Genomic DNA, 26,638 nt, shown 5'->3' with positions numbered 1-26,638 from the left:
ATCCCTCGGTGAGAAGTCGAAGCTAAGACGCTTCGATCTTGGCGGTCCGGCGCACCCCGGGATCCGTTTCGTATACGCCGACCCGCCGGTGCAGCCGCTTCAGGAATTGCGGTGCGTACCAAGCTCGTTCGCCGAGTAGGCGGAAGCTGACCGGAACCAGGATGCCGCGCATGACCGTCGCGTCCAGCAGGACGGCGACACCCGCCGCCAGGCCGAAGAACTTGGCGAAGCTCACCGGGCTCACCGCGAAGGCGAAGAAGCTGATCGCGATGAGAATCGCTGCGGCGGAGATGATCCGGCCGGTGCGGCCCAGGCCCTCGATCACCGCTTCACGGGTATCGGCTCCGGCGTCGTGCAGCTCCTTGATCCGGCTGATCAGGAATACCTCATAATCCATCGAGAGCCCGAATGCTATGCAGAGCAACAACACCGGCATGGACAGATCGAGCGGGCGGGGTGTGATGTCGAGCAGCCCGCTGCCGTGACCCTGCTGGAAGATCAGGATCATCACACCGAAGGTCGCGGACAAGCCGATCAGATTGAGCAGCAGTGCCCGCAGCGGCTGCACAACGCTGCCGGTGAACAGGAACAGCACGATGAAGGTCGTCACCGTGAGCAGCAGCAGTGCCCATGGCAGGCGGGTGGCGATGGCGTGCTTGGTGTCGACCAGGGTGGCGGTGGTGCCGCCGACCAGGAAGCGCATGGCATCCGGGGTGGGGGTGGCGCGCACCGCGCGCACCAGATCCTGGGCGGTCGCCGATTCGGGGTGGATATCGGCATTCAGTGTCAGGACGATCTCCTGTGCGCCGGAGGCGGTGAGCCGCCGCTGCGACAGGCCGGTCACCTTGCCCGCGGCGAAAACCCCTGCGGGACTGTCGACTCGGCTCACCCCTGGCAGCATCGAGAGTTGTTTCGCGTAATGCCCGATGGACGCGGTGGAGACCGGTGCGGTGGTGACAATGTCCATGGTCGCGGTGCTGTCCCCGCCGAACTCGGTGCGCAGCACATCGAGGGCGATACGGCTGTCCGTGGTGGTCGGCAGGGAACGATCGTCGACCGTCGCGTATTCGATGTGCGCTATCGGCGCGGCGGCCAGCAGCAGGATGGCCAGCACCGGAATGGCGGTGACCACCGGACGCCGCATGACGGCGGCCGCGAGCCTGCCCCAGGTTCGCGAGCGCTGCGATCGCGTGCTGTGTACGAAGGGAATTCGCCCGGCGTCGATACGCGGTCCGAGGACGGCCAGCAGTGCTGGCAGGAGGATCGTGGCCGCTGCGGCGGCGATGACCGTGACGCCGATGCCCGCCAATGCGAGTGAGCGCAGGAAGGTGGATTGGAAGACCAGCACCGCCGAGAGCGCGGCCGCGACGGTGGTGGCGCTGAAAACGATGGTGCGCCCGGCGGTTCGGATGGTGTTCGACACCGCGTCCTCGGTGCTGATGCCGCGCGCCAGCTCCTCGCGGAAGCGACTCACGGTCAGCAGTGCGTAATCGATGGCCAGGCCGAGCGCCAGGGCGGTGATGAGGTTGGTGGCGAAGATGCTCACCGGCGTTACCTCGGCCAGCAGTGACAGTTCGGCGAAGGTGCCCGCGATGGCCAGCAGGGCGATGACTAGTGGCAGCACCGCCGACATGACACTGCCGAAAATGGCGAGCAGCAGTATGAGAGTCAGGGGCAGCGCGATGGATTCGGCCAGTACCAGGCCCTCCATCACCGCGGTATCGATGTCGTTGTTCACCGCGAGCGCTCCGGCCGCGCGTACGGTGACCGCGGTACCGGCCTTGCCGAGATCGTCCTTCACCACCGCGGCGACCGTTTTGGCGCTGGCGGTCTCGTCACCACTGACGAAGGCGGAGATCAGTCCGTAGCGGGCGTCCTGCGATTTCAGCGTCGCTGCCCCGGTTGTCCAGTAGGACTGGATATTTCGTATCTCCGGCCGCTGCCCGAGGGCGGTGGTGAGCCGGTCCGCCGCGGCTACCACCGCGGGGTCGTCGACATTCCCGGATCGAGTGTCGATGAGCAGCAACAGATTCGGATTGCCATCCAGGTGTTGATCGATGAGTTGTTGTGCCCGAGTGGATTCCGCGTTGTCGGGCGTGAAACCGCCGTTCTCCAGCTTGCCGAAGGCGGTGCCCGCCAAGGCCATGGCCGCGACGGCGATCACCGCCGACAGCAGCAGGACGAGTCTGGTTCGCCGAACGATGAAAAGGCCCAAATGAGTGAACATGCCCCGCCTGTCTGACTTCGATCAGCAGTAGATGAACTAACGATCGTCATTGATCTATCAGTGATAGACAGTCAACCGCTGTCAGTAAGCTGTTGTCAATGGACGGAGGAGCTGTGCGGCGAGATACCGGGGGCGCGAGCAGCCCGAGCGGGCGGCGGCGCGAGCGTGAGCGCGAGCAGATGCGAAACCTGTTGCTGGATACGGCGCGGGGCATCGCGGCGGAGCAGGGCTGGCAGGCGGTGACGATCCGGCGCATCGCGGATCGGATCGAATACACCTCACCGGTGATCTACCAGTACTTCTCCGGGAAGGACGCGCTCGTCTCGGAGGTGATGTGCATCGGTTTCCGGGATATCACCGACCGGATCGAAGCCACCATGGCCGAACCGGTCGACTCCCGCCTGGCCGCGCTGGCCACCGCCTTCTGGAGTTTCGCCTTCGGCGCGCCCGAGCTGTACCAGGCCATGAACGGTCAGGCGGGCGTCTCGTTCGACGGTGCCGATATGCCGCCCGAGGTGTCGCGCGGCTTCATGGTCTTCCATGCGGTGCTCGAATCCATTGCGGCCGAACAGGGTCGCCGACTACGTGATCCTGCCGCGGCCGTGCACACCATGTGGGCGTACCTGCATGGCTTCGTCGCATTGGCCATGAGCGGGCGGGTGGCCGGTGGCGCGGAGCAGGGGGAGCGGTACATGCTCGCCTCCCTGCAACCGCTGTTCGACGCGCAATTGGCCTGAGCCCGGCTACCATCGCGAATCCGAACCGCAACGGCCGATTCCCGCCGGAACTCGCGCGGCATCACCGCGAGTATCGACTCATGCCCGCCGACCCGCTCACCATCCTGCACAAGTTCTACGCGGCCGAGGCCGCTTATGTCCGAGGTGACGCCGACCTCGATGCCATGCTTGCCCACCTGGCCCCGAACGTCCTGATGTCCCAAGCCTCGGTCCTGCCCTACGGCGGCGACTGGCACGGACCCCTCGGCTTCGCGGGGTTCCTCCGCGCGTTCGCCGCCACCTGGGCCGACCTCGAATTCCTCGATCAGCGTTTCGTATCCGATGCCGATACGGTCGCCGTCCACAGCCGAGGTCGCCTGACCTCCCGCGTGACGGGCCGCACCCTGGAAACCGAACTGATCCAATGGATTACGTTCCATGACGGCCTGATCACCGCCTTCCGCCCCTTCTACCTCGACACCGCCGCGGTTCTCGCCACGCTCGAGCCGGATCGGACGGATGCGGCTCCCGCCGAACTGGGCACCGCGCGGTCGGATCTCTCAGCGCTCGGTCGCTCGTAACGCCGCCTCGTATTGCGTCCGGTCGAAGACGAACGGTCCCAAGGCGGAGAGATCCCAATCTCGGTGTCCGTTGCGGAAGTCCTGCCACACCACGGTTTCCGGAGTCAGTTCGAGGCTCGCGGACAATGGCCAGCACCCGGCGATGCCACAGGTGCAGCCAAGGATGATCAGTTCGCCGTCGGCCACCCAGGTCTCCGCGGAGTCGCCCAGGAAATGGCGGCTCGGCCAGGCGACCTCGGCCGCAACCAGTCCGGCGTACGAGGCCGCGAGATCCGGGCTGTCCTCGGCCGCCGCGAACGGGCCCTCGACCGGGCGAACCAGATCGCGGAGTTCGACCCCGTCGATGTATACGAGGACGATATCGGTCTCCGCGATCGCGAGTTCGGCACGCTCGATCCGGAATTCGACGGTATGCACCGGCCGACTCTAACCGGTGGAACACCCTGAACCCTCGCCATTTTCGTCGCCGAATGTCGATCACGGTGTTCAGTGTGTTGCGATCATCGCGGTCGTCGCGTGATCCGCGTCGGTACCTTGGCAGTATGGGCGAACGGTGGCGGGCGGATCGGATCGGGAGCGCGCTGCGGGGTGAGAACCCCACCGTGATGCGGCGGTTCCAGGCCGGATTCGCGGTGATCGGGGATACGCAGTTCCTACCCGGATACTCCCTGCTGCTTACCGATGATCCAGCGGCGGAACGGCTTTCGGATCTCCGAAAAGGTGAACGAACGGCCTTCCTGGCCGCGATGGACTGTCTGGGGGAGGCGGTGGAGCGCGCGTGCCGCCGCCTCGACCCCGCGTTCCGCCGGGTGAACCTCGAGATCCTGGGAAATACCCATCCCTTCCTGCATGCGCACATTTGGCCGCGATACGAGTGGGAGCCCGCAGAGCGGGTGATCGGACCGGTCTGGCTGTACCCGGCCGAATCGTGGACCGACCCACGCTATGCCCTTGGCCCGCAACATCATCCGATTCGTCGGACTATCACCGAGGAACTGGCGCGCCTCGACGGGTGACGCCCTCGGCGGGCATCGGATCAAACGAGGCGGTTGAAATCTCCGCGGACGATAGCGCCGGTGAAGTCATCCCAGTCGCCGGGTGCGAAGACCAGCGCGGGTCCGGTCGGGTTCTTCGAATCCCGCACTCCGACGGTATCTTCCGGCAGCCACGCGACTTCGACGCATGCTCCGCTGCTTTCGCTGTGACTGCTCTTGAACCAGTTCGCCGCGGATAGGTCGATCTTCACCGTTCGTAACTCCTTGTTGCCCGCCGGAACAGGTCTCGTGTGGTGTCCTCGTCGAGGGCCGTAGCACGCAGGGCCGCAACGAGTTCATGGTAGCGCCGCAGATCGGCGGGCTTCTCCAAGTAGACATCGTTGCTCATCTGGATCTCGTGATAGACCACCGGTGGCTCGATGGGGCCACCTTTGGCATCGGTGCCGAAGTCGAGAATGACGAAGGGGCCGTGCAGTAGTCCCCACGTGCATCCTGCCGAGAAAGGATGGATGCGCACCGATACGTTGCTCAGCTTGCTGATCTCCGCGAGGTGTGCGAGCTGGGCCGCCATGATCTTCCGGTCGCCGATTACCCGATGCAGGGCCGATTCATGAAGGAGCACATCGAGTTTCAAAGGTCGGGTCTTGCGGGTGACGATCGCCTGACGCTTCATCCTGAGTTCGACGCGTCGTTCGATGTCGTCGCGGCTGTCGTCTCGGAAGAAGGCGCTGATCAGCGCCCGCGCGTAGTCCGCGGTTTGCAGCAGGCCGGGAACGTGCTCGTGGTATGAAATCAGCTGTTGCGCTGAGGCTTCCAGGCCGACATACATATTGAAGGTGTCGTTGAACAGGCCGCCGAACGCGTGGTACCAACTGGTGACCTTGGCCTGTTCGGCCAGTTCGACCGCTCTCTGGGTGTCTTCGGCGCTGATTTCGTAGATTTCGCACAGGGCCTGAACATCGCGGACTCGGACTTTCTTCACTCGCCCGGCTTCGATACGTTGCAGCCCCGGTTCGCTGAGCTCGACCATTTCGGCCGCGATTTTCTGCGTCAGTCCGAGCGCTTCGCGGGCTTCGCGTAGAAACCGGCCGAGTTGGCGTCGGGGGAGGGTCGAGGGTTGATTGCCAGTGTCACTCATGGGGTCTCCCGGAAATGAAGCTGACGGTGCGTGGAAGTTGAAGCCATATGTACCGCAGATCTGAGGCCGGTCATGGCCTTTTGAAGAACTTCAATCTGAAGCTTCAGTTTTCACTGTATGCGCAGGTTATGGGTGGTGTGCTGGCATCACGGCCACGATCAGAGAGGTCAGCACAATGTCCAGAGACAACCAATGGTCGGTGCAGGCGATCATCGAGCGCATCGACCGCGAGAAGCGGGCCGCCGCCGAGCGCGCACCGGCTGAATCGAGCAGTGTCGGGTATTCGGTGCGCGGATTGTGGTCGTGCTACGCCGATCCCGGCGAATTGACCGCCGCGCAGGCGCACACCGCGATGCAGTTGCACCTCGAATGTGGTGTTGCCACTTGCCAAGTGCGGTGGCGGGCGCGCAATGCCCTGGTATCGGCCGGGCGGATGGTGCTCGATCCACGCGCGGCTCGCCCGGCGGCGGCGCGGACGAGTCTGTTCACTCTGCTGCGGATCGCGGTATTCGGTTATGGCGCACTGTTTTTGGGTGGTCGCCATGCCCTGCGATGACCGTGACCAGATCGAACGCCAGGTGATCGCTGACGTTCTCGATACCGTCGAAGCCCAGCTGCGCGAACGCGAACTGCACGGCTGGCGACTGACCGTGCCACGCTCGCGGATCTACGCGATCGTCTTGCACGCGGTCATCGTGAGCGCCCGCGCGGCGCATCGCTATCCCGCTACGCTCGATCGGGCCGACATCTTGGACGCGATCTTCGACGGCGCTGAACCCTGTGCACCCGGCAGCGCCAGGCGGCTGGTGGCCGATGTCATCGGCCGTCACACCGTGCACGCGAATTGACGTCGGGGGACAAGATCATCACCAGGTACCGTTGGGCGGTGAACCCAGCTGATGCGCGACTCCTCCTCGACGGTGATCTCGAAACCCGTAAGGAGAATCTGCGCCTCCTGCTCGATCGGGCCGCCGACGGCGACACATCCGCCCGAGAGGTGCTGCGCGCACTCGTCCGCGACTACCCCGACTATCACCGCTCGCTGTACAGCCTGGCACTGAACCGCACCGAGGTCTTCGGTGACGACAGCCTGCGCGCACCACTGCTCGCCTCACTATCCGATACCAGGTACAACTGCCAGGCCTGGGCCGCAATGGGTTGCGCCGCTCTAGGTTTCCATGACGCGGTCCCCGGCCTGGTCGCGATGCTGAACCACCCGCAGGAGATGGCGCGCGAACAAGCGGTGATCGCATTGGGGATCCTCGGCGACGAATCGATCGTCCCCGCCCTCACCCCCATACTGCGAGACCCGATCCAGGGAATGCGCGAACGCACCGCCGAGGCTCTCGGCGATATCGGCGGCGATGCGGCCCTGGCCGCACTCTGGGAAGAATTCCAGCACCGCCGCTACTACCGCATCGGCTATATCGCCAGCGCCCTGTCCACCTTCACCCCCGACATCATCCCGAGGCTGTGTGAAGCCGCCCGCGGTGACGACCCGGACCAGCGCTACTGGGCCGCCGTAGCCCTCGGCTCCACCGGCGACAACCAGGCCGTCCCCACCCTGGAACACCTGATGGCCCACGACCGCGGCACCACAGTCTTCGACGGCGTAGTCAGCGTCGCCGCCAAGAAAGCCCTCCGCACCCTCCGCCGAATCCAAGCCGCAATCGCGGCCCGCGAATCCTGAAACCCCAACCGCCATAGCCATTGTCGACCTTCTGCAATGACCACCCGGCAAGGTCACGGCGGTCTCCCAGTTCGACACGCACGACTTCACCGATCCGTGGTCCGCATAGAACAGGTCGTGATCGGAATCCTGCCGAGTAGTCGGGCGATCAGGCGATGGCCCGGGCGCGGGTCGCGCTCGTCGCGGCGAGGATGACACCGGCCGCAGCCAGCGCGCTCAGGAACAGCAGCCCGCCTGGAGGTAGGGGTGGCCGGTCGCGCCGAACAGCGACAGCCGCATCACCCAGGAGGGCGCTGACTCGCGGCCACTGCACCAATTCGCCGGGTAGGTAACCGATCTTGCGTTTGATCTCCATACTGTCGGTGTGGGCGTCGAGCCCGAAGATCTTCGCATGCCTCCGATCGGGGCGAGGGAGGTCTATCCGCAGCCGAATGGTGGTCGTCTTCCCTGCGCCGTTAGGGCCGATGAAACCGAACGTCTCCCCACGGTCGACCGTGAGGTCCAGGTCGAAAACACCACGGCCCGCACCGAATCCTTCGTCAGCCCTGTGCAGGCCACCACCGGTTCGGCGGCCGGGCGGGCATCGATATCGGAGGTCATGATTCATCGTCACAATCGGCGCCACCGCCCGGCAGAGCCTTTCGTCCTCGTCCGGTGAGGATCTCGCCACCATCGGCAGCCGCGATTCGCCAGGCCACGCCGATCGTGATCGCGCTCAACGCGACCAACTGAATCCGCTGCGGGACACCTACCCATCCGAAGGGGTACCCGGCCACACAGGCCAGCCCGGCGACGATGACGACAGCCAGCCCCGTCCGCGCGGCCATCCGATCGCCGCGGGTGCCCGACCGTGTTGCCAGTCGCTCGAGAGCCAGCACAGCGGTGATGGCGGCAAGCTGGGAAACCACGCTCGCTCCCAGATGCGCGAGGTGGTGCCAGGACACTTGCGCGGCGAATTCCCTTCGCTCGCAGACGGGATCGACCGTGGTAAGGCAGTCCGGTACGAACACGGCGTCGGTCAAGGTCGCCACACCGAATAGCGCGGCCGCTGCGGCCGTACCGGCCACGAGCCGATCACTCGCGTGGTGCCCGGTGGCCACCAGACCGGCCGCCGCCGCATAAAGGATGCCCGCGACGACGTCTCCACCACGGAAAAGCGAGTGATACGGCTGAGACACCACGTAGTGCTCGCTGACAAAACTGGAGATCAGCGAAAGACGTGTCGGCAATATGAATTCCACCAGCCACAACGCATAGGCGAGACCCGCCCCGGCGAGTACCGCGGCAATGAGGAGTCGCAATCGACGACTGCTCCCGGATGCGCTGCCGACACCTGGCGAACGACGGGTGAGTATCGTCATGGCTCCGACTCCGGTCCTCGTTTCCCTTCACTATCGACTGCGGGAAGGGCACCCACACCGGACGAAAGTCACTCGAGTGCAGGTCTTTACGATTCGATGTCGCCGCCGGGCGCTCCCTGATCATCGCGTCCCCGCACTGCCAATGCTGGGGATCGTGGCGACGGGCGTGCCTCCCACAGTCGAGTCGCCCCTATCGCCACGCCTGCCCACAACGCTCCCAGCACCCAACCGGCGAGAACATCGCTGAGGTAGTGGACGCCCAGGTAGACGCGGGAAAAGCCCACCCCCGCAACGGCTGTCAGCGCAATCGTCCATACGGCAACCTGTCCGGCCCGCGATCTGACGCACCATCGGGTGAGCAGCCAAGCACTGATGATCGCGACCACGCATACGCCGGTGGAGTGCCCTGACGGAAACGACGAGCCGTCGACGGCCGCGACCGGGTGCGGCAGTTCGGGGCGCGGGCGACCGACCGCGAACTTGACCGCTACCACGGCGAGCAGGAACCCCGCGACTCCCAGCATGCCGATGCCGAGGGGCGCGACCGTGCGAGTCAGCCCGGCAACGGCCGCGGCGACCACCGCCATGACGCCGATGATTATGAGCGGGTCACCCAGTCGCGTGAGCGTGATCATCGCCGTAGTGAGCCCGTGATACCGATGTCCGGCAACCCATCTCGTCAATGGACCGTCAATCGCCGCGATTCCGTCCCCATCGACCACATTGTCGAGGATGGCGGCGAACACCATCGCCAGCCCCGACATCGCGACCGCGCCCACCGCCACGGTGACCAGCGCGGTATGGTGACCGGCCGCACCGGACGGCGGAGTCATCGCCGTGGCGGCCGAGGCGCGCCGGATTGTCCCGCCGCCGAAGCATATTCGCGCTCGTCCTCGGCCAGGGTGAAGTAGTTCTCCTCTTCCTGCCGGAAGTGCAGTTGCAGCAATGTGTAGAGCCCGTACAGGCAGGCGAGCAGATCGTCGGTCTGGTCGGGGCCGATGCGACCGGCGATCCGCGCCAAGCGCAGATGTGTTTCGATACGCGTCGTCAGCCGCTCGATCTCCGCGTGCGTACGGCTCATGGTGGCGGTGGCCTCGACACTGCCGAGCGGCACCGCGAGTGCGGGATACAGCTCGGTCTCCTCGGCCTGCTCGTGCGGTCGCAGCTCGCCGGTGAGGAATCGGTACGCGTCCTCGACCGCGGACAACGCAACCGCGTCCTCGCTCCGGTCCGCGAGCCGGTCGGCGGCGGTGCGCAGCAGGGTCAGGGTATCGCGCAGGGTCTCGTGCTCATCGGCGAAGCGGTGCAGTAGGGCCTCGGTGTCGGGGGGAAGATCGGTGCGCAGCGCGGGATTACCGCGCAGGGCGCGTAAGGCATTGAGGATCACCGCCACGTCGATGCCCTCCTGCAGCAGCGCACCGGCGGCGGGCGGCAGCCGGCCGATCGCGGCGACGACCATGGCCACCAGGGACAAACCCATGCCGACCACCGCACTCTGCACAGCGATGCGACGCGACCAGCGGGCGGTATCCATCGCGTCGGCGAGACGGTCGAGACGGTCGGTGGTCAGCACGATGTCGGCCGCTTCGGACGAGGCTGTCGATCCGCGCGCACCCATGGCGACACCGACCGACGCGGCTGCCAGCGCGGGTGCGTCGTTGACGCCGTCGCCGACCATCACCGTCACCGCGGATTCGCGTTCGCGGCGCACCGCCTCGACCTTGTCGGCGGGACTCTGCCCCGCGTACACCTCGTCCAGACCGAGAACGGTGGCGACCTCACGCGCAGGCTCGGGACGGTCGCCGGTGAGCATGACCAGCCGTGTCAAACCCGCCTGGCGCAACCGACGGATGGTGCGAGGCGCGTTCCTCCGCAACGGATCTCGCAGCAGGACGGCGGCGGCGAGCTCGTCGTCGACGACGACCCACGCGATCGCCGCGCTGTCCAGGCTCGCCCGGTTCACGACCGCGCGAGCCCAGTCGGCACCGGTGGATCCGTCCGGCAGCTTGCCGACCTCGACCCGATGGCCGTCGACAACGCCGGACACCCCGCGCCCGGCTTGCTCGGCCACCTCGGCCGGGGCCGAGAGCGCGAGACCGCGAGCCAGCGCCTCGGTGACGATCGCTTCGGCCAGCACGTGCGGCGACACCTGGTCGACCGAGGCGGCCAGCCGCATCATCTCCGGCGCTTCACGTCCGGGCGCGGCGATCACGTCGACAACCTTCGGGCGGCCGGCGGTGAGGGTTCCTGTCTTGTCCATCACCAAAGTGGTTGCGTGACCGAGGCTTTCCAGCGCACCGCCGCCGCGCACCACCACACCCAGCCGCGAGGCCCGCGACAGCCCGGACACGATGGCTACCGGCGCGGCCAGCAACAGCGGGCACGGCGTCGCCACCACCAGCACCGCGACCGCCCGTACCGCCGAGCCGCTCCACACGTACGCGCCACCGGCGACCAGCAGCGCCAGCGGCAGGAACCATGCCGCGTATCGGTCGGCCAGGCGGACCACCGGAGCGTTCTCCGCATTGGCCTGCTGCGCCAGGCGCACGATTCCGGCGTAGGTGCTGTCAGCGGCCGTGGCACCGGCCCGCATCTCGAACGCGTCACCGGCATTGACCACACCGCTGCGCACCGGGTCGCCGGGCCCGCGCTCCACCTGCAGTGGCTCTCCCGTCAGCACCGACTCATCCAGTACCGCAACGGTATTCAGGATCCTACCGTCGACGGGCACCACCTCCCCGGCCGCGACCACGAGCACGTCGCCGACAGTCACCTGGTCGAGTGGAATCACCATCACCTCGTCACCGATCCGGCGACGAGCCGACCGCGGCGCATGTTCGAGCAGAGCGCGTAAGTCCCGGGAGGCACGGCGTTCGGCAGCGGCATCGAGGGCTCGTCCACCGGCCAGCATGACCGCGATCAACGCGCCCGCCAGATACTCCCCGACCATGACCGTGCCCGCCAGCGACAACACCGCGATCAAATCGACCCCGGCCCGTCCCTTCACCAGGGTGGCGATCATCCAGTACAACGCCGGAAGGAAAGCCGCGGCGGTCGCCGCGATCCAGAACCCGTCGGCGATATCGCGCACGCCGAACGCCCACAGCACGCCGCCGATCGCCAGCGCGCTCACGGTCACCCCCACCAGCACCGGTTCGAACCATGAGCTGATCCGGGCCTTCCACGATCGCGTCCTGGCTGTCGGCTGACTTCTCATCGCACGCTCCTTCCGGCCGGGCTCGCGGCACGATCCACACCAGTGCACCGGAACGCGGGCCACAAAGGCAGGGGCCGGGGTCCTCACGGCCGGTGCCCTTAGCCCTTCCCGTACCCGCGATCAGCGGTCGGGGACTCGGCGATGCCAAGGCTCGAAACCAGCCCGGGTGGTGGGGTGTTGTCCAGATCGGCAAAGGTACGGCACCGAATCTCGATGCGGCTCAGTCCTTGTTGTCGCGGAACTGCGCAGCGCGATGCGTACCCCGGTGCGGGACACTTCTACACCGACAACCCCTGCCCGATTTCGACCCCCACGCCAACGAGCTGACCTGGCAGCGCACCATCGAGTTCCTGGCCCACCTCGATCAGGAGCCGCCCCGCGTCGTCCCCACCGTCGACCAGGCCGAAAAGAACGACCGGTAATGCCGCGACCCGGGCGTTGGTCGCTCGTCCAAACGAGTTAACCGACAGCGCTTTCCAGTGCGCGCTCATGCCGATGAGCGTGTACCACCCCTATCAGCAGATGCTGGTGAAACCTCTTGTCTACGAGGCATATCGCATCAGTTTCGGGTGCCGGATACGCTGCGGCGATGGCAACTGTTGCGGTAGAGGCACTGAGTGCCGGTGACACGATCAGCTTCGAGAGCGAACCAGCACTGGTCCAGAGCCTTCTCCGCCACAACATGCAGAAGGGCGAGCACACCTACGATCTCAAGCTCAAGGTCTTGAGTTCAGGAGTAACCGTTGGGCGTTCCTACCGTGCAGGTACAGAGATCGAGCTGATTCCCGTGGAGATCAAACCGGTGACGCTGGCATCGACGATCGAAAGGATCTGCACGTTCGTGGATCCTGACGGGTCGCTGTACGAATTGGACGTCGCGGACTTCCAGCCAGCTCTCAGGGACATGTACGAAGGCACCCCCGAGGTCTTCGATCTGAACCTGTTGAACGGCGAAGCTGTCACCATCCGGCCAGCGCGGCAGTAGCGGTCGAAATACAACATCGCCAGCGCAGGACACCACGTCGTATATCCGCACATGCCGCTTCCCGCGCTGTTCGAAGCAGCCACCGCGGGCCTGCGGAAGATCAACGGGCGGAGCGTGTTCGACCACCGGCAACGCACCGTAATGGCGAATGTAGTGCTGTCTCTACTGGTTCTTTGTTGTGAGTGCCGACTACGCCTCGGTTGAGTCCAGCAGAATGGTGTACGAGCTGGCGGCCTGATCTGCCGCCGAGTCTGGCGTAATCCCCGGACAGCAAGGTGGTCACCGCGTGATCCTCGAAGGACCTCTCACAGTCTCTCGAAGGAGAACTCACGCGATGACCGATATCCAGCCTATCGACCCGACCGCCGTACTGTCCGAGCAACCGGACCTGCTGCGCGGGTTGTTGTCCACGTTCATCCAGTCCTTGATGAGTGCCGAGGCCGACGCGCTCTGCGGCGCCGACTACGGGCAACGCAGCGACGAGCGCGTCAACCAGCGCAACGGCTACCGCCACCGCGACTTCGACACCCGCCTGGGCACCGTCGATGTCGCGATCCCGAAACTGCGCTCGGGCAACTACTTTCCCGACTGGCTCCTCGAGCGCCGCAAACGCGCAGAGCGTGCCCTCACCAGCGTGGTCGCCACCTGCTACCTACTCGGCGTGTCCACGCGCCGGATGGAGAAGCTCGTCGAATCCCTCGGGGTCACAACACTTTCCAAGTCACAGGTCTCGATCATGGCCCGTGATCTGGACGCCCAGGTCGAAGCATTCCGCACCCGCCCCCTCGATGCCGGTCCCTACACGTTCGTCGCCGCGGACGCCCTGGTACTCAAAGTGCGTGAGAACGGGCGGGTGGTCAACGTTCACGCCCTGGTCGCGACCGGCGTCAATGCCGACGGGCACCGCGAAATCCTGGGGCTGCAGGTGGTTTCCGGGGAAAACAAGGCCGGCTGGCTGGCGTTCTTCCGTGACCTGGTCGCGCGCGGGCTGAGCGGGGTTGCCTTGGTGACCTCCGATGCCCATACCGGCCTCGTGGCCGCGATCGGGGCGACCCTGCCCGGCGCGTCCTGGCAGCGTTGCCGCACCCACTACACGGTCAATCTCATGTCGGTTTGCCCGAAATCGTCGTGGCCGTGGGTTCGCACGTTGTTGCACTCGGTATTCGATCAGGCCGACACCGAATCGGTTGCCGCCCAGTATGATCGGATGCTCGACGCGCTCGCCGGCAAGCTCCCGAAAGTCGCCGATCACCTCGATGGGGCCCGCGCGGATCTGCTGTCGTTCACCGCGTTTCCCAAACAGATCTGGCGCCAGATCTGGTCCAACAATCCCCAAGAACGGTTGAACAAGGAGATCCGCCGCCGCACCGACGTGGTCGGCATCTTCCCGGACCGCGGCTCGATCATCCGCCTGGTCGGGGCGGTCCTGGCCGAGCAACACGACGAATGGATCGAAGCCAAACGCTACCTCGGCCTCGAGGTGCTCGCCCGCTCACGCGGGCTGGCACCCACCGACGAACAGGAGGAACCAGCACCCACCGAACTCACCGCCTGACACGACAATTCGGATCCTGCGGTGACCACCGAGTTACACCACGCATTTGGACTTGACCTACGCCTCGAACAGATGGCCGATGTCGAGCAGATCGCGGAGTCGCGTCAGTCTGCCGCGCCACATTCGTTCCATTCCGTTACGGGCCATCTTCTGGCGGCGATCTGCGAGATCGAAGCCGCTATGTGTGAGCAGCAATCTGGTGCCGTGGCCTTCGGGGCGGATTATCCAATCGAGGACCCAGCGGGTGGGCTGCTCTGCTCGCAGGTCGATCCAGCTCATGGTCAACTGTTCATGTGGTTGGGCGGTCAGCACTTCACATGCGATCTGGTTGCAGGGCGTAGCCTGTCGCCTGGCCGCGGTTTGCGGTTGCGGCGGCACTTCGAAGGCGAAGCGCGTTCCGGCGGACGCGGCGAATCCGGTGGAGGGCATCAACCACCGTTCCATCAGGAGTGGCTCTGAGAGCGCGCGCCAGACTTCCGACGGTGCATGGGAAAAGAAGACGTCGATCTCGACTGACGCATGATCCCGTGTTGGATCAGATATCACTGCGCCGCCCCGTTCTGTGCCTGCTTGAACCCCATCCTGTCGACCCAAGTGCTGACGGCTTTGTGAAGCCCGCCGGTACCGGGATCGTCGGAGGCCCAGGCTACGTGGCCGTCGGGCCGGATCAATACGGTGGCCGGGATGGCGATCTCACCCAGGAGGGGAACTATCCAATGTTCGCCCTGGCTGTGCGCGGTGACCAGGTCCAGTCGTTCGGGCCATTCGATGGCTGTCGGGGGTCGGGTTTCGTTGAGAGACAACAGCATCGGGCGTCCCGATCGCAGGAGTTGGTGGACTCGTTTGTTGCCGGTGGGCAGCGATAGATCGGCGTCGGGAACGCGGTGTCCGGACAGCGGGTGGTCGTGGCCGACGTCGTAGCGGATGTCCAGGGCGAACAGCATGGCGGCGAGGCGGTTTCGAACCTCGTCGATGTCGAACAGCCCAGCCAGGGTTGCGCGGAGTGCTTCGGTGTGCGGGCCGGGGCGCATGAGGGCGGTTTGCGCGCGGGTGTTGTGCAGGACGCGGGTAGCGACGGGGCGGCGTTCGGATTCGTAAGTGTCGAGCAGGGATTCGGGCGTTCGGCCGCGGAGGACGGCCGCGAGTTTCCAGCCGAGGTTGGCTGCGTCCTGGATGCCGGTGTTCAGGCCCTGCCCTCCGGCCGGGTAGTGGATGTGCGCCGCATCGCCCGCCAAAAGGACTCTGCCGCAGCGGTAGCGGTCAGCGAGGCGGGCCGCGTCGCCGAACTGGGAAACCCAGCGTGGGCTGTGCATGCCGTAGTCGGAACCTGCCACCTCGCGAAACGAGGCACGGAACTCGTCGAAGGTGGGGGCGGTCGCCGGATCGATGACGCGGTCGTGGCGATTCACCATGAGCCGGAACCATCCGGGCTGCAAGGGAAGCACCGAGAAGTCACCTGGGCCGTATCGTCGGGTCAGGATCCACCCGGAGGGTGGGCTGGACAGTTCAACATCGGCGATCATGCCGATCATGGTCGCGTCGGTGCCGGTGAAACCGATTCCAGCCAGTTTGCGAACGGTGCTGCGGCCGCCATCGCAGCCGATGAGGTAGGCAGCGCGGACGCGACGGGGGTTCGTGCCGCCGATTCGTACCTCGATGCCGTCGGAGTCCTGCTCGAGACCGGCAACCGGCGATCCCCACTGCACGGGTGCACCCAATTCGGTTGCGTACCGGTCGAGTTGAGTTTCGAGGTTGGCCTGGGTGATGGCGAGCCCGGTGGGATAACGGGTGGCGAGATCACCGAAAACCATGGGGATACCGGCGAAATGGCCGGGGCCCTTGCCCGGGAACACGTGTCCGTGCGGCAGCAGGCGCTCTACCATTCCGCGCTGATCGAAGATCTCCATCGTCCGGGCATGGATGCCTCCAGCGCGCGACTGACCGGTCCGTTCGGCGAGCGTATCGAGCAGAACGACGTCCACGCCCGCAAGCCGTAATTCGCACGCCAGCATCAACCCGGTCGGTCCGGCCCCCGCGATGACGACCTCGGTCCGACTTACCGTGTGGTAAACATTGTTCACCACAGGGAGGCTATTAGGCTCTGCCCCGATGGTCAAACGCGGATTGAGCCGGGATCGGCTGGTGGAGATCGCCCACGAGTACGTGTCGGCGAACGGACTGGACGCGCTCACCATGCGCCGACTCGCAGTAGCGGCGGAGGTGACACCCGGCGCGTTGTACAAGCATCTGAAGGATCGGCGAGATCTGCAGCGAGCAATGTCCGATGCCGTCTACGCCACCATCGAACTCGGCGATATAGACCTCGACAACCCGACGGTCGCCCAAGTGATCACCTGCTGCGAACGAATGCGCACGGCCATGCTCGGATTCCGCGACGGCGGCCGCATCGTCGCGGGCTCCTACTCGCCGTTCGCCGCGACCCTGAAGCTGTCGGGCACACTGATGCGTCTGCTTCAGGGCGTCGTGCTACCACCCTTCCAAGCAGGAGACATCCAATCCGCACTGCGCTCCTACACAACGGGATTCGTCATCGAGGAGCAGGCGTACCTCGAGCTCGAACGAGCCGGTGAGTGGGAACCACTCGTGGCGACTCTGACCTCAAACGGCCCGCGGGCGAACCTCACCGGCGACACCATCTCGATCATGACCGGCGAGCGAGATCGGCGCTTCACGGCAGGGCTCCACGCCATTCTTACAGGCACCGTCCACGCCGATCCCACAACATCAGAATAGTGGTAACAGGTCGAGAACCACTGTGGGAGAAACTATCTCATCGGCAACACCCTGTCATGCCGCGACCCGCGCGTTCCGAACCGGCTCTGGCGGCACGCCGAAGATCAACGGGCAGAGCGCTGTTCGGCCGCGGGGATCCATCATCATGCCCGAGTTTCGGATGGGCTGAGCTTGATCGCGCAGTCTTTCAGTACCGCCCGAACACCACGGCCGCGTCGTGACCGCCGAAGCCGTACGAATTGTTCATTGCGTAGTTGACCGTCGCATTTCTGGCGGCTCCGTGAACGATATCCAAATCGATTGCGGGGTCCTGGTTTTCGAGGTTCAGCGTGGGCGGTATCAGCCCGTCTCGGATGCTCAGGACAGTAAGGGCAGCTTCAACAGCTCCGACTGCCCCTACCGAGTGTCCGAGCGCGGATTTCGGGGCGTAGACGCTCGCGCGATCGCCGATAGCTGCCTTGATGCCGTTGGCCTCGGCGAGATCACCGAACGGAGTTGCCGTCGCGTGGGCATTGACGTGATCGATGTCGGCAGCGCTGAGTCCGGCAGTCTGGATCGCACGTCGCATGGCGCGTATGTTGCCGATGCCATCCGGGTGCGGCGCGACCATGTGGTACCCGTCGGAGGTGAGCCCGGCGCCCATGAGACGGGCCAAGGGTTTTGCCCCGCGGGCTCGTGCGTGGTCTTCTGCCTCCAACACGAACAGCGCTGCGCCTTCACCGAAGACGAATCCGTCACGGTCCTTGTCGAATGGCCGTGACGCGCGCTCGGGCTCGTCGATACGCGTGCTCAACGCTCTCATCATCGAGAATCCAGCTACCGCAAGGGGATTGATCCGGCCCTCGACACCGCCCGCGACGATGACATCGGCATCGCCGAGGATGATCGTGCGCCAGGCGTGAACCAGCGCCTCGCATCCTGAAGCACACGCTGATACGGGCGTGACCGCGCCGGCCCCGGCACCGAGTTCCAGGCTCACCACTGCGGAGACCCCGTTCGGCATCGACATAGGTACGGCGAAGGGGGAAACCTTCCGGTACCCGGATTCCCGCATCAGATCGTGGGATTCGATGACAGTGTCTGCGCCGCCGAGACCTGTGCCTATGCAGACACCAAGCCGATCGAGGTCGACTTCGGGGTGTCCGGCCGTATCCCAGATACGTTTGCCCATCACGTAGGCGACCTGTTGGACATAGGACATTCGACGTTTCTGTACCCGAGTCAGTTTTGCGGTCGGGTCGAGCTTGAACACTGACCGAACCGGCCACCGCCGGGCGTGGAAGATCAACTGGCGGTTGCCATCCGAAGTCGTCCGAACGCACGCACATGCGCTTTTCGTGCCCTGCACAACCTGGTCCGGGACGGTCTGGTCGCCCGTCGAGTGGAGCCGACAGTGCCACCGCGCGTGCACTACCGGCTCACCGAACCGGGCCTGTCCCTGGAGGTCCCATTGGCGGCACTGCGCACTTGGGCCGTGGATCATATGGCCGAGATCGACCGCGCGGGCACCGTCTACGACGCACAAGCGGGCTCAACCGCCAGCGAATAGCTTCAGCACACGCTCATGGCACTGATCGCGCCGAGCTGATCAGCCACGCGGTGACGGCTGCTCATGTCGATGACAAGATATTCGGGCTGTCTGTGACCCCGGGCGTTATGCGGTCGGTCGTCTGACGTCGGCGCTCCGTATGGCCTGGCCGTCCAGCAGGCGGCGGATCTCGTCGTTCGGGTAGCGTGTGCTTCGGCTCTGCTGCTGGAACGCACGCGTGAATGCGGTCATCGCCGCGGCGATCGGCGCGTGCCGGGTGAGGACCCTGGCAGCTCCCTCCGAGATGCCTTCCGGCGGCTTGCCCTCGGCGATGGCACACACCATCGCGGCGCGGGTCTCCCGGCCTTGCAGCCCGTACACGGCGGTGAGTAGCCAGTTCACCAGATAGGTGGCGGTGAAGCCGCGGTCATAGCTCTGGTTCTGGTCGAAGAACGCGGCCTCCTCCGGCGCGAGGTCGAACGCCGAGGAGAGCGAGAGGCCGTAGTCGCCGAAGTAGAGGCGCCGACCGTCGGTCAGGATGTTCCAGAAGTGCGCGTCGATGTGCAGAAGCCCACGGCTGTTCATGAACGCGGTGCCGGCGGCCAGTTCCCGCTCCACCAGGGCGCAGGCCCGATCGGTGGCCTCGCCGCCCGCCTCGATCTGGGCGTTGAGCCACTCGTGCAGGGTCTGCGGGATGTACTCGAGAAACAGCGCGATGCTCGCCGAAGAATCCCGGACGGCCTCGATTCGGTGGCGTACTTGCGGTCGCTCGTCCCAATAGGCGACGGTGCGGTCGATGTCGGCGAGCTCGGTCGGCAGCGGCGTCGTGTCCGGTAACACCCGCCAGTGATACATCAGCGGGAAGCCCTCGTGTTCGGCGGCGAGCACCCAATTCGTCGTCATGGTGTGCACGGCGAGCTCGCGCCAGGCCCCGAAGCCCACCCCACCGATGAGACCGACGCCGTAGTGGTAGAACACCGGCAACTCGAACAGGTTCGCCGTGGACCGGACATGCTCGGGTTGTCGTTCCAGGTCGGTGAGGGGTACTCGTTTCACGAAGACCGGGGTTTCGGCGATCTCCAGCAGCGCCGACTTCCCGCCGATACCAACGCCGAGCGGTGCGGCCGCATCCACGAGCTCGCGCAAGGCGTGATCGCTGTACAGCGCCAGGGCCGTGGAAACGGCGCCATGGACGTGCAGGCGCGCCATGCGCGACATATCACGGGTGGCCGCCGCGCCAGGAGATGAGATCGTCACTGTGTCAAGGGAGTTCGCTGCGGCCTTCATGTGCGCGCCGACCTCGATTTCAGCTATGGCCACGCGGTCGGACCGACAGCCTCCGGAACGGGCGGGAGGTCGGTCCGGGGCCGCACCCGATGGCGGTCCCGGGTTGTCCCCCCGGAACCGCACTCTACGTCACGATCTCCACGTAAAGCCCTGTGCGGCAGTGCACTACACCGTAACCGCCTTGAACCCGGGCGCTGATACCCGGGAATCCGAACGCGCGCTCATGGCGAATGGCGGATGTCGATTGAACGTCATCCGCACAAGCATTCGGAGGTGGCCGAGACGGGCGTGTTGGTCTCGACCACCTCCGAGTCAGGCGGAATCGGCTGTGGAGCCCAGGCGTGGGAATGGTGTGGTGGAGAAGAGGATCTCCACCGTGACCTCGAAATAGGCCGCGAGCCGTAGCGCGAGATGCAGGCTCGGGCTGTACTCGCCCCGTTCCAGGTATCCGACCGTCTGGTAATGCACCCCCAGGGCTTCGGCCAGTTCCCGTCGTGAGATGCCGCGCTCGGCGCGCAGCATCGCGATGCGGTTGTAGATGACCTCAGTAGGCACTCTGCATTGCCTTCTCGCGACGGGTCGCCACCTTCGAGCCCGATTCGTGCCGGGCCATGCGTCGCAACACGGTTGGTGCGATCAGTAGTCCGACGAGGGTCCAGGCGCCCAGCACCGAAGCGGTTTCCAGGTGTCGCCAGGACTGGTCGATCTCGATCGCGGACGTATCAGTGGGCAGCAGGGCCGACCGCATGCCGAGCCCGACCCAGTACATAGGGAACACCTGGGCCAATCCCTGTACCCAGCCGGGTAGGGCGGTGATCGGGTAGTAGATGCCCGAGATGGCGACCAGTCCCATCAGTGGCATTGTCAGGAAGAATGTGGCGCGCGGGCCTTCGAGGATCGCGCCGAGGACCGCACCCAACGGCAGCACGGCGAGCAGCCCGAGCAGGACCACCCATACCAGGGTCAGCCAGTGCCCGATGCCGTCGATGGATAGTCCACCGACGATCATTCCTCCCCCCACCAGCAGGAATGCGATCTGAACGAGCACCAGGCCGGCGCTCACACCGATCTTGCTGATGAAGAAGGCCACCATGCCGTTCGGTGTCGCCTTGGCACGCAGCAAGGTTCCGTCTTCCCGATCGAGAACCAGGTAGTTCGCGATCCCGTACAGGCCGTTGAACACGATCATGCTGCCGAGCACTCCCGGCAACGCGAGCGCGCCGAGCTTGAGTCCGGTCTGGTGGAAAGACCCGTCGCGCATGAAGTACAGCGCGATCAGGATGAGGATCGGAAAGAAGAACAGATTGATCAGATCGGTTGCGTTGGTGAAGGATTGCCGTAGCTCGATCCACGTGCGGGCTACTCCTGCCCGGATCGCGACCATGGTCGGATTCATAGCTTGATCTCCTCCAATGCGTGCACCTCGGCGTCTTCGCGGCCGGACTCGTATCGACGCACAAGTGTCATATACGTGTCTTCCAACGAGGCCCGGCGGACCTCGAGTTCGTCCACCTTCTCGCCGTGTTGCTTGAACAACTCGTAGACGAACTGGGTCGACTCGGAGGTGGTGTCGACAAATCGTTGCCCGGCCAACGTCCAACGCACCTCTGCGTCCGTGGCGACACGTCGGGACAACTCATCGGGCGAGCCATCGGCGACGATGCGCCCACCCGCCAGGATGAGGATCCGGTCGGCGAGCTTCTCCGCTTCGTCCAGGTCGTGGGTGGTGAGCAGAATGGTGGTTTGTTGGTCGTCGGCAAGCCGGTGCACCAGGTCATGGAACTCGCGGCGTGCTTCAGGGTCGAAGCCTGCGGTCGGCTCGTCCAGAAAAAGGATTTCGGGGCGTCCGACAATGCCGATCGCAACATCCATTCGACGGCGCTGACCGCCGGACAATGCGCTGATCTTTGCGTCCGCATGCTCCGAGAGCCCCACCAGTGCGATGAGATCGTCTGTGTCCCAAGGTCGTTGAACACTCTCGGTGCTATAGGGCGGATAGAACGAGCCGAGGTAGGTGAGCAGTTCTCGAACCCGCCACTTGCCGTGGTCACGCCACGACTGCAGCACGACCCCGACACGTGCCCGCCATTGCTCATCGCCATGCGCCGGGTCGGTGCCCAATACCTCGACGTCGCCAGCCGACCGTGCGCGGAACCCCTCCAGAATTTCGATGGTGGTGGTCTTGCCCGCACCGTTCGGCCCCAGCAGGACCAGGACTTCCCCGCGGCGTGCCTGGAACGTCACCTCGTGCAAGACGTCGGTACTGCCGTACCGCATGCGTAGCTTCTCGACGTTGAGAACTACGCCTTCACCCACTGTCATGGTTTCCCTCTCGTTGTGGGTTGATGATCATATGTAGCATAACTACTACATTTCGATGCGGCAATGCTGTACTACAAACCGTCGTTGAGGAGTCCCATGCCGAATATCCAGATGCGTGGTTTCCGGGAAACAGACAACAGTGCTGACGGGAATCAGCCCCCGCGGCTGAGCAGTCCCCTGAAAGCGCGCCGCATCGTGTGTGGCAGCTAGGGCCGCAGCACGATCTTGCCGTGGGTGTGTCTGCGTTCGAGTTCGGTGTAGGCCTGACGAACCTGAGTCAACGGGTAGACGTTCGCGATCGGGACTTCGAGGTTTCCGTCGGCAATCAACCCGGCCAATTCGGCGAGGACCTCGACGCCCCGCCTGCCGTTGGGCCTGGGTTCGGTTTTGACCCCGTACTTCGCGGCTGCCGCGAAATCGATGAGGGTGTCGATCCGCTCGATCGCGACGCCGAGAGCGAGGGCCAGTTCGACGTACCCGTGGCCGTAGGCGTCGATGAAGGCATGGATGTCGTTGGGTGCGGCGGCCTTGATCCGGTCCGCGACGCCGTCACCGTATGCGACGGGAAGCACGCCGTGGCTTCGCAGCCAATCATGGTTGCCCTCGCTCGCCAGGCCGATGACCGTGGCTCCGGCCCGGCGCGCGAGCTGGACGGCGAGCGAGCCGACTCCTCCGGCCGCTCCGGAGACGACGACGGTCTCGCTCTTCTCGAGCTGTACGGAATGCACTGCCCCCCAAGCGGTTACGCCCGCAATGTACAGGCTGCCCGCCACCTCCCAGGAGACGTTCTTCGGTTTGGGCGTGAGGTTGTCGACGTCGACCAGGACCAGTTCGGCCTGGGAGGCCCGCAGTTCGGAGAATCCGATCACCTCGTCGCCGACCGAGCATCGGTCGGCTCCGGCGCCGATCTCGACGACCACCCCGGCGAGATCGCTGCCCTGCCCGGACGGAAAGGTCGAGGGAAAGATGTGCGTCATCGCACCGCTGCGTAATGCCGCCTCACCGGGGTTGATGCCCGCCGCTCGCACCTGCACGAGGACCTGCCCGGCCGCGGGCGCCGGGCGCTCTACCTCGTCGATCCGCAGGACGTCGACTCCGCCGAATTCGTCGTACCTGACTGCTTTTGTCATTGTCTTGCTTCTCCTCCGGAGCGCCGTGCGCGGCTGACTTCGAGAACGGGAACGGTTCGCACCGGCGTGCCCGTCACCAGGACACTGCTCCGGCGTCGTCGAAGAATCCGCCGGTCGGTCCGTGGTCGGGCAGGGTCGCGAGGTGAATCGCGATCGCCGCCCCCTGCTCTGGTGTGCGGACGCCTTGGAAGCCGTTGAGGTCGGTGGCGGTGAAACCGGGGCAGCCGCAGTTGATCAGGATGTTGGTGTCGCTCAGTTCCTTGGCGTACTGGATGGTGACGGCGTTGAGGAAGGTCTTCGACGCCAAGTACGCGGTGGGAAGTAGGCCCATGTCGATGCCGGGTGTGGTCTGCAGGGCGAGCGAGCCCACGCTGCTGGACATGTTGACGATTCGCGGTGAGGCCGAGCCGCGCAGCATGGGCAGCATCGCATTGGTGACCCGGATGACTCCGATCACGTTGGTTTCCACGACAGTTCGCACGGTCGCGGGATCGACCGTGCTGGGTGTCTGTGGCATATCGCCGGTGATCGCCGCATTGTTGACCAGGACGTCGAGCCCTCCGGCATGGTCGCCGATCAGCTCGGCCGCGGCGGCGACACTCGCATCGTCGGTCACGTCGAGCGGCACGCCGAACGCGTCGATCCCGGCCGCGCGCAGCTTCTCCACCGCGGTCTCGCGGCGCTGTTGATCCCTCGCGCCCACACCGATTCGCCAGCCGAGCGCGCCCAGGCCCGCCGCGATCTCGTATCCGATTCCTTTGTTCGCGCCGGTCACCAGCGCGATCGTCCGTTCGCTCATGCCGTTGATCATGTTGCGGACTCGGGTGGGGCGTCCAAGACCGATCGGGTGGGCGGCGATACCGCACGGGTATCGGCCGTGGTGAGCGCCGGATACGATGCCACGGTGGAGACTCGGGAGTTGCGCTACTTCGTCGCCGTCGCCGAGGAGTTGCACTTCGGGCGGGCGGCGCAACGGCTCGCGATGGCGCAACCACCGCTGTCGCGGGCGATCCAGCAACTCGAACGGCGACTCGGAGTTGTTCTGCTGCAACGCAATTCCCGCGCGATCGCCTTGACCGAGGCCGGGTCGGTGCTGCTGCGGGAGGCCCGGCTCGCACTGGAAGCGGTCGAAGCCGCCGAGCGCCGCACCCGCCGCGCCGCCGCCGACCGGCCCGGTCTGGTGCTGGCCACCAAGGCGGGAGCATCCCGCGAACTGCTGTCGAAGCTGCTGGACGCCTACGCCGCCGAACCCGGCGCTGTCGCGGTCGAGGTGGTGCTCTGCGGGCCCGGCGAACCGGAAAGCCTGCTGCGCAACGGGAGCGCCGACGTCGCTCTGCTCCACCGTCCCTACGACACGACGGCCGGATTCGACACCGAGGACCTGCACACCGAACAACAGATCGTGGTCCTGCCGGCGGGGCACCCCCTCTCCAGCCGACCCCACATGTCGATGGCCGAGGTCAACACCCTGACCGACCTGCCCCTGCCACGCTGGCCTCGACGGGATGGAAGTTATCCGGACGGCCCCGGCCCGCAGGTTCGCGACCATACCCAGTTGACCCAGCTGATCACGCTCGGACGGGCCTGCGCGGTCATGCCCGAGTCGCTCCGCGCCCAGCTCCGCGACGATCTCGCCATCGTGCCGGTGCCGGACGCACCGGCCGTTACGACCGTCATCGCCTGGCCACCGGACAGCAGATCCAAGGCCATCGCCGACCTCGTCCGCACGGCGATCCGCCTGTAGCCGACAGGCTCCGCAAATGCCTGCGGGCGCAGGCGGTCAACCGGCAGCATCCATCCGGCGTCGGCCGAACGCACGTACTGTCGAATATCGGGCGATGCCCTGGGCGGAGTGGGCGGACGACTAGCCAGGTTTCGCGCTAGCGGACATGGTTTCGGGTTGGCGAAGCCCACCATAGAACATGCGCTAATGCCTGAGCCCACACCGAGTTTCGCGCACCGACGGGGGGTAGGCCGCGATCTCCACCGTGATCGGCGATCGCGAATTATCCAAGCCAACTACAAGTGGTAGTAGACATCGCGTGACCTCGTTTGTAGCATCGTGCCCAGTCTTGGCGCGGTGGCGTACCAAGGCACGTCGCGACTCTGAATCACGTTGGGGAAGAACGGAAGGGGGCAGAGAGCGCGCATGATCAGTGCAGCGAACTCTTCGTCGGCACCGGCAAGGCTCAGCAGGAGCGGTTCAGGTGAACCGCTCCTGCTGCTGCACGCGTTCACGCAGACATGGCATTGCTGGGGTGGGGTGATCGACGAGTTGTCGAACGAATTCGACATGCTCGCACCGACCTTGCCGTTCCATTGGGGAGGACCCGTCGGCGACCGGCCACTGACCGTGGCCGCAGGAGCCGATCATCTCGAAGCACTGATGAACGAGACCGGTTGGGAGACAGCACACATCGCCGGGAATTCGCTGGGCGGGTGGATGGCCCTCGAGCTCGCCCGGCGTGGCCGCGCGCGCAGCGTGACCGCCATCGCCTCGGCGGGACTGTGGCAGCGCGGCAGCCGCCACGCCGACCGGCTCCGGCGGAAGTTCCAGCTCAGTGCGTACCTCGCTCCGCTGTCGCGCGGTTTCGCGAATCCGGCACTGGCCGCCATGGGAAAAGCCACCGCGATGCGCGTGCTCTGCCACCGGCCAGGGCTCGTCGCGCCCGATCTGGCTGCGATTGCCCTGCAATCGGCTGCACATTGCACCGCGCGCGACATCAACGCAATCTGGCCGACCGACACAGCACTGGAGATGCTCGACCAGATCACCACACCGACCACAATCGTCTTCAGCGCGCGCGACCGCGTGATCCCGCCCGCTCGCTTCGGTGCACAACTTGTCACCCCTTCAGCCACCCGCCGGGTCGTCACGCTGCCCGATGTGGGGCACGTACCGATGCTCGAGGCTCCCGCCAGAGTGGCTGCCGAAATCCGCCGAACAGCAACAGAACCACTTGTTGACGCTGCCAGCTGAGGTCGGCGGCCAGCAGTGTTACCGACCGAACGCACTATTTGCCGCTGATCGCGCTGTGCGGAACGGCCAGCGCGGCACCCTGGAAGATCAACCGGCAGTTGGCATCTGGTGTCGGCCGAACGCACTGATCTGCCGATGTCAGTGCCTTGACGGCACAGCGCAACCTTCATGA

30 protein-coding genes are annotated in these 26,638 nt (G+C 65.4%); 12 read left to right on the top strand and 18 right to left on the bottom strand.

Annotated features, from left to right (window positions below; translation table 11 throughout):
* Nucleotides 1-22 precede the first annotated feature (22 nt).
* Entirely contained in the window at nt 23-2,227 is a 2,205-nt protein-coding gene (locus OHB26_RS38085; RefSeq protein WP_330182076.1) for an MMPL family transporter, read from the bottom strand.
* 98 nt (nt 2,228-2,325) lie between these two features.
* Here OHB26_RS38085 and OHB26_RS38080 point away from each other — a divergent pair, with 98 nt between their 5' ends.
* Nucleotides 2,326-2,964, top strand: a complete 639-nt coding sequence (locus OHB26_RS38080) for a TetR/AcrR family transcriptional regulator (protein ID WP_330182075.1) — start codon at nt 2,326-2,328, stop codon at nt 2,962-2,964.
* 80 nt (nt 2,965-3,044) lie between these two features.
* A complete protein-coding gene (locus OHB26_RS38075; protein ID WP_330182074.1) occupies nt 3,045-3,524 on the top strand; it encodes a nuclear transport factor 2 family protein in 480 nt (159 codons plus the stop codon).
* Here OHB26_RS38075 and OHB26_RS38070 read toward each other — a convergent pair.
* On the bottom strand, nt 3,504-3,941 hold the full coding sequence (locus OHB26_RS38070; protein ID WP_330182073.1) for a hypothetical protein: 438 nt from the start codon (nt 3,939-3,941) through the stop codon (nt 3,504-3,506). The genes OHB26_RS38075 and OHB26_RS38070 overlap by 21 nt on opposite strands.
* A gap of 125 nt (nt 3,942-4,066) precedes the next feature.
* Here OHB26_RS38070 and OHB26_RS38065 point away from each other — a divergent pair, with 125 nt between their 5' ends.
* Nucleotides 4,067-4,540 (top strand): diadenosine tetraphosphate hydrolase, encoded by a 474-nt coding sequence (locus tag OHB26_RS38065; RefSeq protein WP_330182072.1) that lies wholly within the window; start codon nt 4,067-4,069, stop codon nt 4,538-4,540.
* 20 nt (nt 4,541-4,560) lie between these two features.
* Here OHB26_RS38065 and OHB26_RS38060 read toward each other — a convergent pair whose 3' ends face one another.
* Together OHB26_RS38060 and OHB26_RS38055 are read right to left on the bottom strand one after the other, a co-directional pair.
* Nucleotides 4,561-4,770, bottom strand: coding sequence for a DUF397 domain-containing protein (locus tag OHB26_RS38060; protein ID WP_330182071.1), 210 nt, complete (start codon nt 4,768-4,770; stop codon nt 4,561-4,563).
* The gene (locus OHB26_RS38055; protein ID WP_330182070.1) at nt 4,767-5,657 is read right to left on the bottom strand and encodes a helix-turn-helix domain-containing protein; all 891 of its coding nucleotides are present in this window, start codon (nt 5,655-5,657) and stop codon (nt 4,767-4,769) included. Before OHB26_RS38055 ends, OHB26_RS38060 begins: the two co-directional genes overlap by 4 nt.
* Before the next feature lie 175 nt (nt 5,658-5,832).
* Here OHB26_RS38055 and OHB26_RS38050 point away from each other — a divergent pair, with 175 nt between their 5' ends.
* The 3 genes from OHB26_RS38050 to OHB26_RS38040 are packed head-to-tail and all read left to right on the top strand — an operon-like array spanning nt 5,833 to nt 7,347.
* On the top strand, nt 5,833-6,213 hold the full coding sequence (locus OHB26_RS38050; RefSeq protein ID WP_330182069.1) for a hypothetical protein: 381 nt from the start codon (nt 5,833-5,835) through the stop codon (nt 6,211-6,213).
* A complete protein-coding gene (locus tag OHB26_RS38045) occupies nt 6,200-6,505 on the top strand; it encodes a hypothetical protein (RefSeq protein WP_330182068.1) in 306 nt (101 codons plus the stop codon). The genes OHB26_RS38050 and OHB26_RS38045 overlap by 14 nt, the downstream gene beginning before the upstream one ends.
* 38 nt (nt 6,506-6,543) lie before the next feature.
* Nucleotides 6,544-7,347 carry a HEAT repeat domain-containing protein gene (locus OHB26_RS38040; RefSeq protein ID WP_330182067.1) on the top strand — a complete coding sequence of 268 codons (804 nt, stop codon included), beginning with the start codon at nt 6,544-6,546 and terminating at the stop codon, nt 7,345-7,347.
* A 148-nt stretch (nt 7,348-7,495) separates the two neighbouring features.
* Here OHB26_RS38040 and OHB26_RS38035 read toward each other — a convergent pair whose 3' ends face one another.
* The 5 genes from OHB26_RS38035 to OHB26_RS38015 all read right to left on the bottom strand — a co-directional run bounded on the left by OHB26_RS38035 (nt 7,496) and on the right by OHB26_RS38015 (nt 12,416).
* Complete coding sequence (locus tag OHB26_RS38035) at nt 7,496-7,954, bottom strand: ATP-binding cassette domain-containing protein (RefSeq protein WP_330182066.1); 459 nt, start codon at nt 7,952-7,954, stop codon at nt 7,496-7,498.
* Complete coding sequence (locus OHB26_RS38030; RefSeq protein WP_330182065.1) at nt 7,944-8,648, bottom strand: DUF998 domain-containing protein; 705 nt, start codon at nt 8,646-8,648, stop codon at nt 7,944-7,946. The genes OHB26_RS38035 and OHB26_RS38030 overlap by 11 nt, the downstream gene beginning before the upstream one ends.
* Before the next feature lie 146 nt (nt 8,649-8,794).
* Entirely contained in the window at nt 8,795-9,541 is a 747-nt protein-coding gene (locus tag OHB26_RS38025; protein WP_330182064.1) for a phosphatase PAP2 family protein, read from the bottom strand.
* The gene (locus OHB26_RS38020; protein ID WP_330182063.1) at nt 9,538-11,925 is read right to left on the bottom strand and encodes a heavy metal translocating P-type ATPase; all 2,388 of its coding nucleotides are present in this window, start codon (nt 11,923-11,925) and stop codon (nt 9,538-9,540) included. Before OHB26_RS38020 ends, OHB26_RS38025 begins: the two co-directional genes overlap by 4 nt.
* A 278-nt stretch (nt 11,926-12,203) precedes the next feature.
* Complete coding sequence (locus OHB26_RS38015; RefSeq protein ID WP_330182062.1) at nt 12,204-12,416, bottom strand: hypothetical protein; 213 nt, start codon at nt 12,414-12,416, stop codon at nt 12,204-12,206.
* Nucleotides 12,417-12,514: 98 nt separating this feature from the next.
* Between OHB26_RS38015 and OHB26_RS38010 the strand changes: the two genes are divergently transcribed.
* Nucleotides 12,515-12,910, top strand: coding sequence for a hypothetical protein (locus OHB26_RS38010; RefSeq protein WP_330182061.1), 396 nt, complete (start codon nt 12,515-12,517; stop codon nt 12,908-12,910).
* Nucleotides 12,911-13,244: 334 nt separating this feature from the next.
* Nucleotides 13,245-14,465, top strand: a complete 1,221-nt coding sequence (locus tag OHB26_RS38005; protein ID WP_330181113.1) for an IS256 family transposase — start codon at nt 13,245-13,247, stop codon at nt 14,463-14,465.
* 57 nt (nt 14,466-14,522) lie between these two features.
* Here OHB26_RS38005 and OHB26_RS38000 read toward each other — a convergent pair whose 3' ends face one another.
* Together OHB26_RS38000 and OHB26_RS37995 are read right to left on the bottom strand one after the other, a co-directional pair.
* Nucleotides 14,523-15,011 carry an SRPBCC family protein gene (locus tag OHB26_RS38000; protein ID WP_330182060.1) on the bottom strand — a complete coding sequence of 163 codons (489 nt, stop codon included), beginning with the start codon at nt 15,009-15,011 and terminating at the stop codon, nt 14,523-14,525.
* Nucleotides 15,008-16,546, bottom strand: coding sequence for an FAD-dependent monooxygenase (locus tag OHB26_RS37995; RefSeq protein ID WP_330182059.1), 1,539 nt, complete (start codon nt 16,544-16,546; stop codon nt 15,008-15,010). The genes OHB26_RS38000 and OHB26_RS37995 overlap by 4 nt, the downstream gene beginning before the upstream one ends.
* A gap of 28 nt (nt 16,547-16,574) precedes the next feature.
* On the opposite strand from OHB26_RS37995, the gene OHB26_RS37990 reads away from it, so the two are divergent.
* Nucleotides 16,575-17,219: a TetR/AcrR family transcriptional regulator gene (locus OHB26_RS37990; RefSeq protein WP_330182058.1), complete on the top strand. Its 645-nt coding sequence runs from the start codon at nt 16,575-16,577 to the stop codon at nt 17,217-17,219.
* Between the two features lie 187 nt (nt 17,220-17,406).
* Here OHB26_RS37990 and OHB26_RS37985 read toward each other — a convergent pair whose 3' ends face one another.
* A complete protein-coding gene (locus tag OHB26_RS37985; RefSeq protein ID WP_330182057.1) occupies nt 17,407-18,471 on the bottom strand; it encodes a beta-ketoacyl-ACP synthase II in 1,065 nt (354 codons plus the stop codon).
* A 24-nt stretch (nt 18,472-18,495) separates the two neighbouring features.
* On the opposite strand from OHB26_RS37985, the gene OHB26_RS37980 reads away from it, so the two are divergent.
* Nucleotides 18,496-18,768, top strand: a complete 273-nt coding sequence (locus tag OHB26_RS37980; RefSeq protein WP_330182056.1) for a winged helix-turn-helix transcriptional regulator — start codon at nt 18,496-18,498, stop codon at nt 18,766-18,768.
* A gap of 105 nt (nt 18,769-18,873) precedes the next feature.
* Here OHB26_RS37980 and OHB26_RS37975 read toward each other — a convergent pair whose 3' ends face one another.
* From OHB26_RS37975 to OHB26_RS37950, 6 genes are all read right to left on the bottom strand, one after another.
* A complete protein-coding gene (locus OHB26_RS37975) occupies nt 18,874-20,067 on the bottom strand; it encodes a protein kinase family protein (protein ID WP_330182055.1) in 1,194 nt (397 codons plus the stop codon).
* A 279-nt stretch (nt 20,068-20,346) separates the two neighbouring features.
* On the bottom strand, nt 20,347-20,589 hold the full coding sequence (locus tag OHB26_RS37970) for a helix-turn-helix transcriptional regulator (protein ID WP_330182054.1): 243 nt from the start codon (nt 20,587-20,589) through the stop codon (nt 20,347-20,349).
* Nucleotides 20,579-21,430: an ABC transporter permease gene (locus OHB26_RS37965; protein ID WP_330182053.1), complete on the bottom strand. Its 852-nt coding sequence runs from the start codon at nt 21,428-21,430 to the stop codon at nt 20,579-20,581. The genes OHB26_RS37970 and OHB26_RS37965 overlap by 11 nt, the downstream gene beginning before the upstream one ends.
* Entirely contained in the window at nt 21,427-22,356 is a 930-nt protein-coding gene (locus OHB26_RS37960; protein WP_330182052.1) for an ABC transporter ATP-binding protein, read from the bottom strand. The genes OHB26_RS37965 and OHB26_RS37960 overlap by 4 nt, the downstream gene beginning before the upstream one ends.
* Nucleotides 22,357-22,562: 206 nt before the next feature.
* Nucleotides 22,563-23,486 (bottom strand): NADP-dependent oxidoreductase, encoded by a 924-nt coding sequence (locus OHB26_RS37955; protein WP_330182051.1) that lies wholly within the window; start codon nt 23,484-23,486, stop codon nt 22,563-22,565.
* A gap of 73 nt (nt 23,487-23,559) precedes the next feature.
* Complete coding sequence (locus OHB26_RS37950) at nt 23,560-24,285, bottom strand: SDR family oxidoreductase (protein ID WP_330182050.1); 726 nt, start codon at nt 24,283-24,285, stop codon at nt 23,560-23,562.
* A 48-nt stretch (nt 24,286-24,333) separates the two neighbouring features.
* On the opposite strand from OHB26_RS37950, the gene OHB26_RS37945 reads away from it, so the two are divergent.
* A complete protein-coding gene (locus OHB26_RS37945) occupies nt 24,334-25,230 on the top strand; it encodes a LysR family transcriptional regulator (RefSeq protein WP_330182049.1) in 897 nt (298 codons plus the stop codon).
* A 405-nt stretch (nt 25,231-25,635) separates the two neighbouring features.
* Nucleotides 25,636-26,466: an alpha/beta fold hydrolase gene (locus tag OHB26_RS37940; RefSeq protein WP_330182048.1), complete on the top strand. Its 831-nt coding sequence runs from the start codon at nt 25,636-25,638 to the stop codon at nt 26,464-26,466.
* Nucleotides 26,467-26,638: the final 172 nt, after the last annotated feature.

The organism is Nocardia sp. NBC_01503, assembly GCF_036327755.1.
Classification (GTDB): Bacteria; Actinomycetota; Actinomycetes; order Mycobacteriales; family Mycobacteriaceae; genus Nocardia.
The sequence above is the reverse complement of the archived record's forward strand: the minus strand, read 5'-3'. Positions and strand labels throughout refer to the sequence as shown.

Bases quoted from the DNA above. Each gene is read 5' to 3' on its own strand.
- OHB26_RS38085 (WP_330182076.1), bottom strand. From the start codon at position 2,227: ATGTTCACTCATTTGGGCCTTTTCATCGTTCGGCGAACCAGACTCGTC.
- OHB26_RS38080 (WP_330182075.1), top strand. From the start codon at position 2,326: ATGGACGGAGGAGCTGTGCGGCGAGATACCGGGGGCGCGAGCAGCCCG.
- OHB26_RS38075 (WP_330182074.1), top strand. From the start codon at position 3,045: ATGCCCGCCGACCCGCTCACCATCCTGCACAAGTTCTACGCGGCCGAG.
- OHB26_RS38065 (WP_330182072.1), top strand. From the start codon at position 4,067: ATGGGCGAACGGTGGCGGGCGGATCGGATCGGGAGCGCGCTGCGGGGT.
- OHB26_RS38055 (WP_330182070.1), bottom strand. From the start codon at position 5,657: ATGAGTGACACTGGCAATCAACCCTCGACCCTCCCCCGACGCCAACTC.
- OHB26_RS38050 (WP_330182069.1), top strand. From the start codon at position 5,833: ATGTCCAGAGACAACCAATGGTCGGTGCAGGCGATCATCGAGCGCATC.
- OHB26_RS38045 (WP_330182068.1), top strand. From the start codon at position 6,200: ATGCCCTGCGATGACCGTGACCAGATCGAACGCCAGGTGATCGCTGAC.
- OHB26_RS38035 (WP_330182066.1), bottom strand. From the start codon at position 7,954: ATGAATCATGACCTCCGATATCGATGCCCGCCCGGCCGCCGAACCGGT.
- OHB26_RS38025 (WP_330182064.1), bottom strand. From the start codon at position 9,541: ATGACTCCGCCGTCCGGTGCGGCCGGTCACCATACCGCGCTGGTCACC.
- OHB26_RS38020 (WP_330182063.1), bottom strand. From the start codon at position 11,925: ATGAGAAGTCAGCCGACAGCCAGGACGCGATCGTGGAAGGCCCGGATC.
- OHB26_RS38015 (WP_330182062.1), bottom strand. From the start codon at position 12,416: ATGAGCGCGCACTGGAAAGCGCTGTCGGTTAACTCGTTTGGACGAGCG.
- OHB26_RS38010 (WP_330182061.1), top strand. From the start codon at position 12,515: ATGGCAACTGTTGCGGTAGAGGCACTGAGTGCCGGTGACACGATCAGC.
- OHB26_RS38005 (WP_330181113.1), top strand. From the start codon at position 13,245: ATGACCGATATCCAGCCTATCGACCCGACCGCCGTACTGTCCGAGCAA.
- OHB26_RS37990 (WP_330182058.1), top strand. From the start codon at position 16,575: ATGGTCAAACGCGGATTGAGCCGGGATCGGCTGGTGGAGATCGCCCAC.
- OHB26_RS37965 (WP_330182053.1), bottom strand. From the start codon at position 21,430: ATGAATCCGACCATGGTCGCGATCCGGGCAGGAGTAGCCCGCACGTGG.
- OHB26_RS37960 (WP_330182052.1), bottom strand. From the start codon at position 22,356: ATGACAGTGGGTGAAGGCGTAGTTCTCAACGTCGAGAAGCTACGCATG.
- OHB26_RS37955 (WP_330182051.1), bottom strand. From the start codon at position 23,486: ATGACAAAAGCAGTCAGGTACGACGAATTCGGCGGAGTCGACGTCCTG.
- OHB26_RS37950 (WP_330182050.1), bottom strand. From the start codon at position 24,285: ATGAGCGAACGGACGATCGCGCTGGTGACCGGCGCGAACAAAGGAATC.
- OHB26_RS37940 (WP_330182048.1), top strand. From the start codon at position 25,636: ATGATCAGTGCAGCGAACTCTTCGTCGGCACCGGCAAGGCTCAGCAGG.